Origin of the sequence: Myxococcus sp. SDU36 (genome assembly GCF_030168875.1) — a bacterium.
Classification (GTDB): domain Bacteria; phylum Myxococcota; class Myxococcia; order Myxococcales; family Myxococcaceae; genus Myxococcus; species Myxococcus vastator.
Genome location: NZ_CP077414.1, coordinates 1356345 through 1371196 on the forward strand (window position 1 = coordinate 1356345; position 14852 = coordinate 1371196).

Genomic DNA, 14852 nt, shown 5'->3' on the forward strand with positions numbered 1-14852 from the left:
CACCGTGAATGTCGTGAAGCTGGAGCTGGCGCGCGGGCTGGGGCGCCACCTGCGCGCGGGGCACCCGTGGGTGTTCCGCAAGGCGCTGGAGCACGTGCCGAGGATTCCGGCCGGCAGCGTGGTGGACCTGACGGAGAACGGGAAGTTCGTGGCACGCGGGTACTACGACCCGCACTCGGCCATCGCCGTGCGCGTGCTCACGCGCGACCCGCGTGACACCGTGGACGCGGGCTTCATCACCCGGCGGGTGCGCCAGGCCCTGTCCGAGCGCACGGCGCTCATCGACCTCACCGACACGGACAGCTACCGCCTGATTCATGGCGAGGGCGACGGCCTGCCGGGCGTGGTGGTGGACCTGTACGCGGGCTGGGCGGTGATGAAGCTGTACTCCGCGGGCCTCACGCCGTACCGGCCGCTCCTCATCGAGGCGCTCAAGGCCGGCGTGCCTGGGCTCAAGGGCATCATCGGCCGTGACGAGGTGGGCCGCGACGACGTCGACGAGGACGAGGGCCGCGGCTCCGGGAAGATGCTCTACGGCCACGAGGCCCCGGAGCTGATTCCCATCCGCGAGCGCGGGGCCACCTTCCTGGTGGACGCCTGGAAGGGGCAGAAGACGGGCTTCTTCCTGGACCAGCGGGAGAACCGCTACCTCATCCGGCGGCTGGGCAAGGGCCGCGACGTGCTCAACTGTTTCAGCTTCAGCGGCGGCTTCTCCGTCAACGCGGCGCTGGGCGGGGCCAACAGCGTGTTCTCCGTGGATCAGGACCCGGACGCCATCGCCCTGGCTCGGGAGAACTTCACGCGCAACGGCCTCGCCGCGGAGAAGCACGACTTCCTGGCGGCGGACGTCTTCAAGATCATCCAGTCCTTCAAGGAAGAGGGCCGCACCTTCGACCTCATCATCCTGGACCCGCCCGCCTTCGCGAAGACTCAGCGCGCGGTGCAGGCGGCCATTGACGGGTACGCGTCCCTCAACCGGCAGGCGCTGGCCATCCTCCGGCCAGGTGGGCTGCTGGCGACGGCGTCGTGCTCGGCGCGAGTGACTCCGGATGACTTCATGGGCGCGGTGCGCGAGGCGGGCTTCAAGGCGGGCGTGGACCTGGCGCTTGTCGAGGAGCGCTACCAGCCGCCGGACCACCCGGTGCGCCTGCAGTTCCCGGAGGGGAAGTACCTCAAGTTCTACGTGCTGCAGTCCGTGTAGCGCGCCCGCGCTCCAGGGCTGAAATGCAAGAGGCCACGAGGCGATGAGCCTCGTGGCCTCTGCTGTTTCCCCGTGAGGGGAGGGCGGCTCAGAAGTTGCCGGCGCGGGCCTCGTCGAACGGGGCGCGGTGGTTCAGGTACGTCTCCGTCAGCGAGTGGGCGCCGCTGAACATGCCGCCCTCGGAGAAGTGGTGGACCTGCGCGCCCTTGCCAGCGTCGCGGAACAGGTCGCCCGGCGTCCAACCCTTGCTGCCCTGGCCGAAGATGACGGGCACGGCGTCCTTGTTGTTGACGTAGTGCACGTAGTTGGGGCCGTCCGGGTAGGTGGCCGCCGCCGCGCCGAAGGTCTCCACGTTGACGCGGCTGAGCAGCTGCTCCACCTGCGCCTTGGACATCCCATCTTCGATGCGCAGCCGGTTGCCGACATCCTTCAGCGCGCGCGAGGTGATGAGGCCGCCGTGGCTGTAGCCCATCAGGTGGATGTCACGGCCCGCCTTCAGCTCGGAGTAGACGATGTCCGACAGCGAGTCGACCGCGGGGTTCTTGCCCTTGTTCAGCTTGTCCTTCGCGGCCTGGATGACGTCGGCGATCATTCCGGACGTGGCGTTGTGCACGCCGATGGCGCGCATGCCGGTGCTGTTCGCCAGGGCCTGCAGCTCGCGCGCCTGGCCGTCCTTGTTGGTGCTGATGCCGTTGACGTAGACGACCGTCGCCGTGGCGTTCGGGTTGTTCGCCGGAACGAAGGCGGGCACCTGGTTGAGCGGCGTGTTCGGCTCGAACGTCTGGCCGCCGGCGCCCACCAGCTTGCCGTCGAACACCTTGTCCTTGGAGCCCGCGGGCGCGGTGAAGACGCCACCCACGGCGCGCGTCTGCGCGGAGCGGCTGTCAAAGCCATCCACCACGACGCCGCGCTGAGCGGCGCCACCCGTCACGGGAGGCTGCACGGTGTTGGTGGCAGGTGCGCCACTTCCACGAACACGGTCGGCGGTGCTGCGGGAGGTCTGCGCGATGCTGTTCCGTCCGCGCTGGATGGTGCTCATGAGGTGGGGGCTCCTGCGGAGTCTGGGGGTGTTTCCGCATTGTCCTCGAATCCACCTGGAAGTTTCCTTCTGGCGGAGATTTTGCGTGGAATCGTGTGTGGGTTTTTGTCGGACGGCGCGTGTGGGCGGCCGCGCGAGGGGGCAGGGGTTAAGGTGGGGCATGGTCCAGAAAGGTCAGTTCCTCGAGCGCGCGACGCTGGTGCCGGTGGGGTCGGAGGTCATGGAGGGCACCGCGCACCGGGGGAACCGGGCGCCGCCGCTGCTCGTGATTCCGCCCCGGCCGGACGAGGGGGGCGGGATGGACCACGTCATCGCGGCGGAGCTGGTCTGGGCGGTGGCGAACGCGGGCTTTCCGACGCTGCGCTTCAACCACCGGGGTGTGGGGGCCAGCCAGGGCAAGCGGGGCCGGGACCTGGAGCTGCTGGCGGACGCGGAGGCCGCCATGCGGATGCTCCTGGAGAACGCGGGGACCCACGCGCTGGCGGTGGCGTCGCTCCACGGGGGCGCTCAGGTGGCGCTGGCGCTTCAGGCGAAGCACCCCGCCGTGGGAGGCCTGTGTCTGGTGGCCCCGGCCCTGGTGGCGCCGGAAGTCCTCTCCCGGGTGACGTGCCCACTCCTGGTGGTACAGGGCGAGGAGGACACCCGGTTGCCCCGGGCCGCCATCTCCGCCGCTGTCGCTCGGACGGGGGGCGACTTAGAGGTCATCGACGATGCCGGTCCCACCTTCCAGCGGAACCTTCCTCAGGTCGGTCGGGCCGTCGCGGCCTGGCTGCGGCGGCTCTCCGGCGGATGACCGATGTAGCGCAAACCATTGTACTTCTTCACGTTTCTCCTCCTTGCCGCCCTTGCACGCAGGGAGAGAGGACATCCAGACTGTCGGTGCAGACCCAATCGTCGCGACGTTCGTTCGTAGGGGTCTTCCAGACGCGTGTTTCGTTTCTCAAGGAGTGGCCTGATGCGGAAGGTGCGATGGACCCTGGGTGGCGCGGCGCTGGCCCTGACGCTGACGGCCGCCTGTGCGCCCGCTTCTCGTGAGCAGGACACGCCTCCCCCCGCGAATCTGCGAACGCTCGATGCCCGGGACGTGGTGGCGGGCGCCATCGTCGTGGACTTCAAGGACGGCACGACGAAGGCGGAGTTCGACGCCTGGGAGAGCGACTGGGGCGTCGACCTGGAGCTCAACTCCGTGGAGAGCGCCGACGAGGCGCTCACGGTGGCGGTCGGCGTGGACGACGTGGACGGGGTGCTCGAGCGCATCCGCCAGCACCCGGCCGTGGAGGCCGCCGAGCCACTGATGGAGGTCCGCGCCAGCTTCACGCCGAACGACCCGCACTTCACGCAGCAGTGGAACCTGCGGATGATCGACATGCCCAAGGCCTGGGAGCGCAACCGGGGCAAGGGCGTGGTGGTGGCGGTGCTGGACACCGGCATCGCGTACGAGGACCACGGCGACTTCAAGCAGGCGCCGGACCTCAAGGGCGTGAAGTTCGTGAAGGGCTTCGACTTCGTCAACGACGACGAGCACGCCAACGACGACCATGGGCACGGCACGCACGTGGCGGGCACCATCGCCCAGGCCACCAACAATGGCGAAGGCGTGGCGGGCGTGGCCTTCGACGCGACGCTGATGCCCGTCAAGGTGCTCAACCACTTCGGTGGCGGGAACACGGCGGACATCGCGGACGCCATCCGCTTCGCGGCGGACAAGGGCGCCAACGTCATCAACCTGTCCCTTGGCGGCGGGGCGTACTCGCAGGTGATGGCCAGCGCGGTGGAGTACGCGCGCAAGAAGGGCGTCACCGTGGTGGCCGCGGCCGGCAACGGCGGGCGTGCGACGGTGGAGTTCCCCGCGGCCTACCCGGGCGCGGTGGCGGTGTCGGCCGTGGGGCCGGACGGCGTGCTGGCTCCATACTCTTCCTACGGCAAGGAGCTGGACATCGCCGCGCCGGGTGGCGACAAGCGCCGGGGCGACCAGGGGGGCATCCTCCAGAACACGCTGGACCCGCGCGACGTCTCGCGCTTCGTCTACGCGTCCTACCAGGGCACGAGCATGGCCACGCCGCACGTCGCGGCGGTGTCGGCGATGCTGTATGCGGCCGGCGCCAAGGGGCCGGACGAGGTGGAGCAGGCTCTCTACGCGGGCGCGAAGAAGTCGGCGGACCAGGCGTGGAGCGAGCAGTACGGCCACGGCCTGCTCAACGCGGAGGCGTCGCTCGCGTCGCTGCGCGGCGGGGGCTCGGCGCAGTGGCCGCCGCTGTACTGGGCGCTGGCGCTGCTGGCGTTCGTGCTGCTGACGCTGCGCGGCCGGGCGCGGCCGGGCTACCTCAACGTGCTGGTGCGGCCCGCCTTCCTCCTCACCCTGTTGCTGTCCACGGTGGGCGCCTTCTTCCTGCGTGGCTGGTTCGGGGGCGCTGAGGGCGCCGCGGGGGACGTGGTGCAGGTGGCGTCGCTGCCTCTCCCGGACTGGGAGCGCATCATCTTCGGCCGGGGCCGGACGGTGAACCCGCTGTTCTACAGCGCGCTCATCCCGCTGCTCCTGTCGCTGCCGGCCATCAAGTGGCGTGGGCTGCGGTCGGCCATGGGCGGTCTGGCGCTCGGCTTCGCGGGCTTCCTGGCCTACACGGCCTGGGCCGGGGCGCCGGCGCTGGCGTGGCTGCCCTTCGCGTTCCTCGCCAAGCCCTGGCTGGGCTTCAACACCCTCATCTGTCTCGTCATCGCCCGCGCGATGCTCCAGCAGGAGGACGCGTGAAGCTCACCGGTCGCGTCGTCTTCCGTGACATCGAAACGGGCGTCTGGGTGCTGGAGGGCGACGACGGCACCACGTACCAGCTCGCTGGCGGAGACCGGAAGATAAAGAAGGACGGTCAGCGCATCGAAGCCGAAGGCAGCGTGGACGGGAACACGCTCACCAGCGCCATGGTGGGCCCCATCTTCCACGTCAGCACGTACCGCTTCGTCTGAAGCGACGCGCCGCGGGTCAGGGCTTCAGCCCTGGCCCGGTCTGGACGCGGTGCGCGCGAATCTGCCGCTGCCGCTCCTCGTAGTAGGCCTCCATGGGCAGCTCCCCTCGGCGCGCCGAGGCGCGCAGCGCGCTCAGCGCCTTGCGCTCCGCATGCAGCGCGGGGGCCTTGGTGGACTCCAGCGTCGGCAGCGGGTGCTGCGCGTCGTAGAAGTTGAGGGACAGGCCTCGCGAGTCCACGGCCACCAGCAGGCCCAGTGACACCGTGGCCCCCACCACCCAGGGAAGCATCAGCCGCGCGAGCGAAGGCGTGGGGCCGGGCTCCCGGGCCTCCTCGTCGCTGGCGCGTGTGCCGGGGCCCCAGACGCCGGGCTGCCGCCGCGCGTAGGACAGCAGGACGCTCATGCCCGCCCAGCCCGCCGCCGCGAGCACGAACACCAGGCGAGGGTCCGTCGCTTCAGACGTCGCTTCGGAGGCCTCCGCGCCCAGGGCCTTGGCGGACAGGAACAGCACCGAGGACACCAGGTTGTTGGCCGCGTGGGCGCCAATGGCGGGCCACAGCGAGCCGGTGCGCAGGTAGAGCCACCCGAAGAGCAGGCCCAGCTCCGTGCGAGCCAGGAAGCCCACCGGGTCCAGGTGGAAGGCGCTGAACACCACGGCGGAGATGACCAGGGGCGCGGTGGTGGGCGCGGGCGCCGAGGGCGTGATGCCCCGCTGGAAGATGCCGCGGAAGAAGAACTCCTCGCAAACGGGCGCGGCCACCGACACCCCCAGGAGGATGATGGCCAGCTCCAGCGGCGTCTGGTCCGCGAACAGCTTCGAGCTGTCGAACATCCGCGTCAGCCACTCCGGCGCCACCGACTGGGCCAGGAACTGGATGGGGACGACCACCGCGAAGAAGTTCGCCACGCCCAGGAGGAAGCCGAAGAGGGTGGCCGCTCGCGGCGCTGGCAGCAGCCCCGTGTAGAGGACGGGGCGCCAGCCCGCGTTGCGCAGCATCACCCAGCCCAGGCCCAGGAACACGACCAGTTCGGTGAACCAGATGCCGAAGGCCGGGTTGGCGAGCTGGACGGTGCCGCCCACGAGGATGAACGCGCCGAGTGCGAGCGCGGCGCTCACCACCGCCAGCCACCTGGGGCTCGTGCTGAAGCGGGTGCCAGAGGGCGGCCCCGGTGGAGGGGGCGCAACGTCGCTGGGGGTGGCGTTCTCCAACGGGCTTTCTCCTGTTTCTGTACTGTCCGAACCTTGACGTCCTTCATCCTGGCTCGAGCAGCGCGGCGGACATGGAGGCGTGGCTTTCGCCTCCTGGGCGTCCTGGGGTGTGTGACAGCTTCACGGACTTGGAAGGAAACCCGCTGCCGGTCGAGGTCCGCGTGGATTCACGACGCAGCCCTGAGGACTGGCGGGCCGCTCAGCCGCGCTTCAGGTACCCACGGATGTCGTCAACGAGCTGGGTGCGGGCCTGCTGCTCGGTGGCGGCGGGGCCCAGCGTCAGCTTCTTGTCGGCCTCGATGAGCAGCTTCTGATCCACGAGGAACGCCACCGCGTTCTCCAGCGTCACCTTGGCCAGGGACTCGGAGGCGGTGAGGCGGCCGGCGTGGTACTCCGCGCGGCCCGTTTCCAGGGCCATCTTCACGAAGGACTTCCGGTCCTCGACGGTGCCGTTGGCCACGTCCTGGAGCGTCATGGCCGCCAGCAGGTAGGCCTCCAGGTAGTCGCGCAGCATGTCGGCCAGGAACTCCAGGTCCGGACGCGCGTGGGCCTCGGGGGCCACGCGGAGCGTCTCGTTCTCCTCGAGCACCAGGCCCATGCGCTCCAGCCGCTCCACCGTCTCCGCGAAGATGGAGTCGAACGTGGTGCCCACCCGGTAGATGAACTCCACCTTGAAGAGGCGGGACAGGAACAGCGCGCGCTCCTTCACGGTGTCGAAGGGCGCGGGGCTGCCGCTGGCCAGCATGGCGTTGGCCACGAGGCTCCGGGAGGCCACCAGGTTCATCAGCGTGTTCTTGTAGAAGGACAGCTCCGGGCGGCGTGCGTCCTCCACCTGGTAGATGACCTCGCCGCGCGCCTCCTGGGTGCGCACCATCTCGTCGGAGATGAACGTGCGCATGGCGTCCTGGATGGGGCCCATCGTCTCCGGGTTGCTGGGGGCGTTGCGCATCTCCACCGACTGCGGCGAGCCCTCCTCCACGGCGATGCGGCGCAGGATGTTGATGCGGTCCGCCATCTCCCGCTGCGTCAGGCCGCGGCGGCGGTGCGAGAGCAGGGCGGTGCTGACCAGCGCGTGCGGCGTCACCGTGGACACCTTGCTGATGCCGTACATCACCCGGTTGCCCAGCGCGCGGACGAGCCCCTTCTTCTGCTCGTCTGACACCGGCTCGTCCGGGTTGATGCCACGCGCCTGCATGAACGCACGCAGGGAGATGGGCTCGTCGAACCCCAGGTGGATGCGGCCGTACCGCGCCGCCAGCACCTTGGGCGTGCTCAACAGCGCCTTGAGGTCCTCGGGCTTCTTCTCGCCGCCGGCGAGCTCCTTCGAGTAGCTGCCGGACTCGACGACCTTCTCGTAGTCGATGGCCACCGGCACGAAGATGAGGTCATCGCGCGCGCCCTCCAGCACGGACTCCACCTGCCAGGTGAACATGCCCAGCTTGGGCAGCAACAGCTTGCCCGTGCGCGAACGGCCGCCTTCCGGGAAGAACTCCTGGTGGATGCCGTCGTGCACCAGCTTGCGCACGTAGGCCTTGAAGGACGCGGCGTAGACCTTGTCGCCCTTGAAGGAGCGCCGGAGGAAGAACGCGCCGCAGCGGCGGAAGAAGGTGCCCAGGGGCCAGAAGGAGAGGTTGGCGCCGGCGGCCACCAGGGGCACCGCGTAGCCCCGGTTCCACAGCACCCAGCTCATCACCAGGTAGTCGACGTGGCTCTTGTGGCTGGGGCACAGGACGATGGGCGCGTGGCTCGCGGCCTTGAGCGCGCGGTGGAGGCCGGCCTCGTCCACGTGCATGCCGTCGTAGATGCGGTTGAACACCCACTCCAGCACGGGGGAGGTGAAGGCCAGCGCGGTGGGGCTGGGCTTGGCGACGATGGCCTCCAGGTTGCGGCGCGCCTCGCGCAGGACGCTCTCTGGCTTGCGCCCGGATTCCGCCGCGCACTCCTCCACCACCTTGCGCAGGGCCCTGTCGCGCAGCGTCTCGTCGATGACGCGTGAGGCGGGCTTCACCGGTGGACCGAACACGGCCCGCGTTTCGCGCGCGAGGTGGACGTGGAGGCTGCTGCGCACCTTGCGGGCAAGCAGGTCATCCGAGTCGCGAGGGTTCTCCGCGACGAAGCGCTGCAGGTCGATGGGCTCGCCCACGCGGAACTGCGCGCGCTTGTAGTTGCGGAAGAAGGCCAGCATCGAGTGCAGGAAGCCCGGTGCCTCCGGGCTGCCGAACACCACGTCCACCCAGTTGGGCTTCAGGCGCGCGGGGCGCTTCTCCCAGACGAACAGCTCCGGCACCAGGTACACCGGCGTGTCGGACTGGCGGGCCATGGCCACCAGGGCGGGGAAGGGGTCCTCGCGCGTCTCCTTCCCGGACGGCCGGAGCAGGGCGGTGCGGCGCAGGAAGACCAGGCCGCTGCCCCCCGTCTGCCGGGCGTGCTCGAAGCGCTGCGTGAAGTCACCGCCCTGCTTCGCCTGGCGCCACGGTTTGGTGAACCACGGCCGCAGGTTCACCACGGCGCGCACGGGCGGCAGCGCCCGGCGCACCATGGCCCACGTCAGGTAGAGGAAGTTCACCCATGCGGTGGTGCGCATGACGTGCACCACGAAGCCCTTCGCGTGCAGGTTCCGGAGCTCTGTTTCCGCTTCCGGCGGGAAGTGCACGCTCTCCAGGTAGCGCGTTCCCAGCGCCCGGCCCATGGGGCCGAACTCGTCCTTCAGTGAGGACGCTCCCTGATTCGCAGTCGGTGACAGCGCGGTCTCCAAGAATGCTCCCGGCTACATGTTGTCGGGCGTGGGAATGCCCAGCAGCGTCAGCCCCGCGGCCAGCGTAACCCGGGCGGCGTCGATGAGGGCGAGTCGCGCAGCACGCAGTGCGTCATTGCCTTCGACGTTGATGCGCTTGTCGCGCTCCTGGTTGCCCAGCGTGTAGTAGCGGCTGAGCGCCGAGGCCACGTCGAGCAGCAGCCGCGCCACGAGGCTGGGCTCGTACTGCTCCGCCGCGTCGCGCACCACCTCGGGCAGGCGCATGATTTCGCGCACCAGGGCCTGCTCCTCGGGGAGCGTCAGCAGGGCCGCGTCGTAGCTGGCCGGAGCGCCGCCGCCCTTGCGCAGCACGTTGACGGCGCGCGCGTGGGCGTACTGGAGATAGGGGCCGGTGTGGCCCTCGAAGCTGAGCACCTCGTCCCAGTCGAAGGTGTAGTCGCTGGCGCGCTTGTGCTTGAGGTCTCCAAAGGCGATGGCGCCCAGGGCGATCTGCTCGGAGAGGGCGTCCGCGTCGTCCGTCTGGATGCGGCCGGCCTCCACGTTCTCCCGCACCTTGACGGAGACGCGCTCGCGCGCCTCGTCCAGCACGTCGTTGAGCTGGACCACCTGGCCCTTGCGCGTGCTCATGCCGTGGATGCGGCCGAACGCGATGTGGACGGCGCGGTCCGCCCAGGGCAGGTCCATTTCCTTCAGCGTGCGGAACACCTGCCGGAAGTGAAGCGCCTGGTCCTGCGCGACGACGTAGAGCGACTTGTCGAACTGGAAGCGCTCGTACCTGTCCTGCGCGGCGGCCAGGTCACGCGTGGCGTACAGCGTGCTGCCGTCGTTCTTCTTCAGCAGGATGGGCGGCTCGTTCTCCGCGTAGGGCAGGTCGACGATGAGCGCGCCCTGCGACTCCTTCACGCCGGGCTTCTTCGCAATCTGGTCGATGACCGCGTCCATCTTCCCCTGGTAGCGGCTCTCTCCCTCGATGTGCTCGAACGCGATGCCCATCCGCGCGTAGATCTTCTTGAAGCCCTTGATGCTCGTCTCGCGGAACTGGTTCCAGAGCTTGAGGGCCTCGGCGTCACCGGCCTCCATGCGGCGGAAGAAGGCGCGGGCCTTCTCGTCGAACTCGGGCTCGGCCTCGGCGCGCTTGTTGGCCTTGACGTACACCTCCACCAGGTGGCCCATGTCGTCGATGCGGGCCGGGTCGCCGTACTCCTGGAAGCCCACGGCCACCAGGCCGAACTGCTTGCCCCAGTCGCCCAGGTAGTTGATGCCCTCCACCCGCCAGCCCAGCGCCCGGTAGATGTTGGCGATGCAGTGGCCGAGGAACGTCGTGCGGATGTGGTGGAAGCCAATGGGCTTGGCGATGTTCGGCGACGAGTAGTCGATGGCCACCGTCTTGCCGCGGCCCGCGTCCTCGTCACCGCCGTAGCGAATGCCCGCGCCGCGCGCGGCGTCGATGACCTCCGCCGTGAAGGGCAGGGCGGTGAAGCGCGCGTTGACGTACGGACCCACGGCCTTGATTTCCAGCCCGGGGACGCTGAGCGACTGCGCCAGCCCGGCGGCGATGGCGGGCGGGGCCTTCTTCTGGGCCTTGGCGAGAGGAAAGGTGGCGAAGCTGAGGTCGCCGTGCGCCGGCTCGGCGGGCTTGACCTGGGCTTCGATGTCGGCGGCCGGCACGCCCAGGGCAGTGGCAAGAGCCTGGGCGAAGGCGGCGCGATAGCGGGAGTAGACGGATGTGCTCATGGGACCGCGGGGATACTAGACAAACCGAGGTGGCTTCCGCCCACCTCTTGTTCGCGCCCACGGCGAATCCCCCACTCAAGGCACGGCGGGGGCTCGCCGACTGGGCCGGACCACCGCGGAGACGGTGTCCAGCAGCTTGGGCAGGTTGAGAGGCTTTTCGAAGAAGCCGTCGATGCGCTCCAGCCCCTGGCCCGAGGTGAGCGACGCCACCTCGGTTGCTCCAGAGATGATGTACACGACGATGTCCGCCAGCGACTCGTTGCCGCGGATGTAGCGGAGCACCGACTGCCCGTCCTCCTCGCTCAGCCGCAGGTCGAGCAGGACCATGGCCGGCCGGATGTGGGAGAGAATGGACCGTGCCTCGGAGGCGCCCGAGGTGGCCATCACCCGGTAGCCTTCCTGCTCCAGCACCTGCTGCAACACCTCGCGGCAGTCGGCGTCGTCCTCCACCAGCAGGATGCCGCCGGACTTGGGCGCGGCCTGGGCCATCTCCGGCGCGCTGACGGCGCCGGCGAACATGGGGAGCACCATCTGGAAAGTGCTGCCTTCACCCAGGACGCTGGCGCTCTCCATGCGTCCGCCGTGGAGGGCGACAATCTTCCCCACCAGGGGCAGCCCGAGCCCCGCACCGGGCGGCCGGGGCATGCCCGGGGTGGCGCGGTAGAAGGCATCGAAGACGTGCTCCAGGGCCTCGCTGGACATGCCCGGACCGCTGTCCTTCACGGTCAACATCGCCAGGCCGTCCTCGGCGGAGACGCGCACCTCGACGGAGTCGTCCGCCTCGCTGTGGTGGATGCCGTTCTCCACGAGGTTGTGGATGGCCTCGGCGATGCGCTCGCGGTCGCCGCGGACGAACACCTCGGGGCAGGGGGGAATCAACACGCGCACCTTGCAGTGCTCCGCGAGCGCCCCCAGCGAGCGCACCACTTCCTCCGCCACTGCCTTGAGTCCGAAGGGACGTTGATTGAGCTGCATCTTCCCGGACTGGAGCCGGGACATGAGCAGCAAGTCATTCACCATGCGCAGCATCCGGTCCGAGTTCCGGTCGCAGATCTGCACCGCGCGGCGCTGGGCATCCGTGAGGGGCCCCAGCTTCTCGCGGCCCATCATCGCCAGGTAGGACTTGATGGTGGTGAGCGGGTTCTTCAAGTCATGCGAAACGTTGCCCAGCAGCTCCTCGCGGTTCTGCTCCAGGCTCTTGAGGCCGGCGATGGCCGTCTGCAGGTCCTTGTTGCGGCGGGCGCTGTCGTCACGCAGGCGCGCCACCTCGTAGGCGGCGGTGAGCTGCGCGGCCAGTGACTGCAACAGCATGTCGGACGGCTCGCGCCGGGAGCCCAGCACCACCAGCACGCCACCGACGCCCTGCGGGCCCTCGAGCGGTACCGCGATGATGTCCCCATCCCGCAGCAGCGCCTTCTGGGAGAAGGCCCGGCCCACCACGCCCTCACCGGGGACGGCGGCGGTGACGCGGTCGTCGTAGCGGCCTCGCACGTGCTCGACGTGGAGCTGCTCCCGGGAAGGGAAGTAGCGCGCCACGTAGCAGACCTTCGGCTTGAGGAGCGTGTGGAGGGTCTGCAGGTGGGAGCGGAGCGCTTCGGTGGGCCCCGCGTTGTCCGTCAGGTGCCGCGACATCTCCAGCAGGGCGCGGTGAGCCACATCCGCATCCACCGAGGGGAGCGGCTTCGCGGGCCGCTTCGGAGTCTTCTTGGCCGCCTTCGCAACCGGACGCAGTGGTACGACTTCCGCCAGCGTCCCCTTCTTCTTTGAGCGCACGGGTGAATCCTTGCTCAAGTTCCGCGCGCATGTGAACGGCCTCTGTCCTCCGAGGCCTTCCGGAGGACAGTGTCCATGTCGGCTGGCCGACAGCCGGGGCTCAGGCCCGGCGCTGGATGCGCTGGTCGTTGCCCAGGGCGTAGGGCTCCACCAGCAGCGGCGCCACCTTCTCCTGGTAGCCCTCCACGGAGAAGCCGCCTTCCGCCAGCGCGCTGAGCACGGACGTCTGCACCCGGCGAGCCGTCTCGTCGGCGGTGAGCAGCTTCAGCATGGGCTCGCGCGCCGGCTCGTACTTGAAGGCGCCCAGCGTCTTGAGCGCGGCGATCTTCACGTCGTCCGACATGTCCTCCAGGAAGGGCACCACCGCGGGGGGGATGCGGGGATCCTGGCTGCCGGCCACGTGGTGCAGCAGCACCACCCGCTTCTCCGGGTTGCGCGTGTAGTGGGCGGACAGGTGCTGGAGCGCGCTCACGCAGGCGGTGATGGTCTCCTCCTCGGAGGTCAGCTCTCCGAGCAGCCGCAGTGCCCACGAGGCGGCCTGCTCGCTGGTGCGCAGGAACTCCAGGATGGGAGGCACGGCGACGTCCTTGCCGAAGCTCTTCACCAGCTCGAACGTGTGCTCCTTCTCATCCGCGTCCGTGGTGAGCGGGTCCACGGTGATGGTGAAGCGGCTGAGCAGCACGGACACGGCCTCGGGCACCTTCATCTCCCCCAGCTGTTGGAGGGCCTTCTGCCGGGTCGAGGGGTCCCCGTACTTCTGGGTGACCTTGGGCTTGAGCTTGAGGGCTTTCTCGGGGCCCGAGCCGCCCGTGAAGATGTCTAAGAGGCCCATGTGCGCGTGTGCTCCGTAGGGTTCGGCGGCGTGAAAAGGTGGGGCGCCGTCCGTCTATGACGGTGCGGCGCCCAGGACAAGAGGCAAGAGGCTAGAGCGTCAGCTCGCGGCGGACGTCGCCCTGGTAGGCCCGGGCGAGCGCCTCTGCGGCGGCCCGGGCCTCGGCGGTGGTCTCCTCGGGGACCTTCACCTGGAGGTGGAGGTACAGGTCGCCCTGTGCTCCGCCCTTGAGCGAGGGGACACCGCGCCCCTTCAGCCGCATGCGGCGGCCGGATTGGGAATGGGGGAGCACCTTCACGGTGACCTCCCCCTGGAACGTGGGGACACGCACGTCGGCGCCCAGCAGGGCCTCGGAGACCGTCACGGGCAGGTCGAGGTGCAGGTCGTCGCCCTCGCGACGCATGAGGGGGTGCTCGGCCACCTCGGTCTCGATGTAGAGGTCACCCGGGGGGCCGCCTCGTGTCCCCGCCGCCCCCTGGCCGGAGAGCCGCACCTTCGAGCCGGTGTGCACGCCCGCGGGAATCTTCACCGTCAGCCGGGCCTGCTCCTCCTTCATCCCCGAGCCCCCGCACTGGGGGCAGGGCGGCGCGGCCTTGCCCGTGCCGTGGCAGTTGGGGCACGCCCCCGCGCCACCGAACAGGCTCCCGGACCGGCGGGACCGGCCCGTGCCGTTGCAAACGGTGCAGGTGGACACTGGCCCGGACGTACCCCGGCCGCTGCACGTGGCGCAGCGGCCCGGACGGCTGAAGGCCAGGGGGCGCTCGGTACCGGAGACGGCCTCGGCCAGGGTGAGCTGGACGCGGACCGTCAGGTCGTCTCCACGCTCCGGCCCGGAGCCGCGGCCGCGACGCCCGAACATCTCTCCGACGTCGAAGCCCCCCGGGGCGCCGCCCGCCGCGCCACCGCCGCGGCCTCCGAACAGGTCGCCGAAGAGGTCACCCAGGTCGAAGCCCTCGGCGCCATAGGGGATGCCCCCAGCGCCAGCGCTCCCGGCCGAGGCTTTGTAGGCCCGATAGGCCTCCGCCTTCTTCTCGTCGAAGCCAATCTTCTCCGCGTCCGGGCCGAACTCGTCGTAGAGCTTGCGCTTCCGAGCGTCCGACAGCACCTCGAACGCCGCGCTGACTTGCTTGAACTTCTCCTCGGCGGCCTTGTTGCCCGGGTTGACGTCCGGGTGGTACTTGCGTGCCAGCTTGCGGTACGCCTTCTTGACGTCCTCCGCTGAAGCCGACCGGTCGACGCCGAGGGTCTGGTAATAGTCGTCCGCCATTTGTTCCCGCCGTGGTGTACCCGATTCAACGTAACCAGCCGGTAGGCACGCGCCAGCAAGGACTGTCCGGACCGTGCGAG

11 protein-coding genes are annotated in these 14852 nt (G+C 69.6%); 4 read left to right on the plus strand and 7 right to left on the minus strand.

All coding sequences use genetic code 11. The features are described 5' to 3' along the window. The first annotated feature begins 4 nt into the window (after positions 1-4). On the plus strand, positions 5-1201 hold the full coding sequence (locus KGD87_RS05615; protein ID WP_284666488.1) for a class I SAM-dependent rRNA methyltransferase: 1197 nt from the start codon (positions 5-7) through the stop codon (positions 1199-1201). An 88-nt stretch (positions 1202-1289) separates the two neighbouring features. Here KGD87_RS05615 and KGD87_RS05620 read toward each other — a convergent pair whose 3' ends face one another. Continuing rightward, the gene (locus tag KGD87_RS05620; protein ID WP_284666489.1) at positions 1290-2240 is read right to left on the minus strand and encodes a hypothetical protein; all 951 of its coding nucleotides are present in this window, start codon (positions 2238-2240) and stop codon (positions 1290-1292) included. Between the two features lie 160 nt (positions 2241-2400). Here KGD87_RS05620 and sglT point away from each other — a divergent pair, with 160 nt between their 5' ends. From sglT to KGD87_RS05635, 3 genes are all read left to right on the plus strand, one after another. Beyond that, a complete protein-coding gene (gene sglT, locus KGD87_RS05625; protein ID WP_284666490.1) occupies positions 2401-3033 on the plus strand; it encodes a type IV pili motility protein SglT in 633 nt (210 codons plus the stop codon). Positions 3034-3195: 162 nt separating this feature from the next. After that, positions 3196-4989, plus strand: a complete 1794-nt coding sequence (locus KGD87_RS05630) for a S8 family serine peptidase (protein WP_284666491.1) — start codon at positions 3196-3198, stop codon at positions 4987-4989. After that, complete coding sequence (locus KGD87_RS05635; RefSeq protein ID WP_284666492.1) at positions 4986-5201, plus strand: DUF5818 domain-containing protein; 216 nt, start codon at positions 4986-4988, stop codon at positions 5199-5201. Before KGD87_RS05630 ends, KGD87_RS05635 begins: the two co-directional genes overlap by 4 nt. A 16-nt stretch (positions 5202-5217) precedes the next feature. Here the strand turns inward: KGD87_RS05635 and KGD87_RS05640 are convergent, their stop codons facing one another. The 6 genes from KGD87_RS05640 to KGD87_RS05665 all read right to left on the minus strand — a co-directional run bounded on the left by KGD87_RS05640 (position 5218) and on the right by KGD87_RS05665 (position 14772). Further along, complete coding sequence (locus KGD87_RS05640; RefSeq protein WP_284666493.1) at positions 5218-6411, minus strand: type II CAAX endopeptidase family protein; 1194 nt, start codon at positions 6409-6411, stop codon at positions 5218-5220. Positions 6412-6610: 199 nt separating this feature from the next. Then, positions 6611-9166 carry a 1-acyl-sn-glycerol-3-phosphate acyltransferase gene (locus KGD87_RS05645; RefSeq protein WP_284666494.1) on the minus strand — a complete coding sequence of 852 codons (2556 nt, stop codon included), beginning with the start codon at positions 9164-9166 and terminating at the stop codon, positions 6611-6613. A gap of 12 nt (positions 9167-9178) precedes the next feature. Next, positions 9179-10900: an arginine--tRNA ligase gene (argS, locus tag KGD87_RS05650; RefSeq protein WP_284666495.1), complete on the minus strand. Its 1722-nt coding sequence runs from the start codon at positions 10898-10900 to the stop codon at positions 9179-9181. Between the two features lie 75 nt (positions 10901-10975). Then, entirely contained in the window at positions 10976-12673 is a 1698-nt protein-coding gene (locus KGD87_RS05655; RefSeq protein WP_284666496.1) for an ATP-binding response regulator, read from the minus strand. Positions 12674-12773: 100 nt separating this feature from the next. Beyond that, positions 12774-13505 carry a HEAT repeat domain-containing protein gene (locus KGD87_RS05660; RefSeq protein WP_284666497.1) on the minus strand — a complete coding sequence of 244 codons (732 nt, stop codon included), beginning with the start codon at positions 13503-13505 and terminating at the stop codon, positions 12774-12776. Between the two features lie 91 nt (positions 13506-13596). Then, complete coding sequence (locus KGD87_RS05665; protein ID WP_284666498.1) at positions 13597-14772, minus strand: DnaJ C-terminal domain-containing protein; 1176 nt, start codon at positions 14770-14772, stop codon at positions 13597-13599. Between the last annotated feature and the right edge of the window lie 80 nt (positions 14773-14852).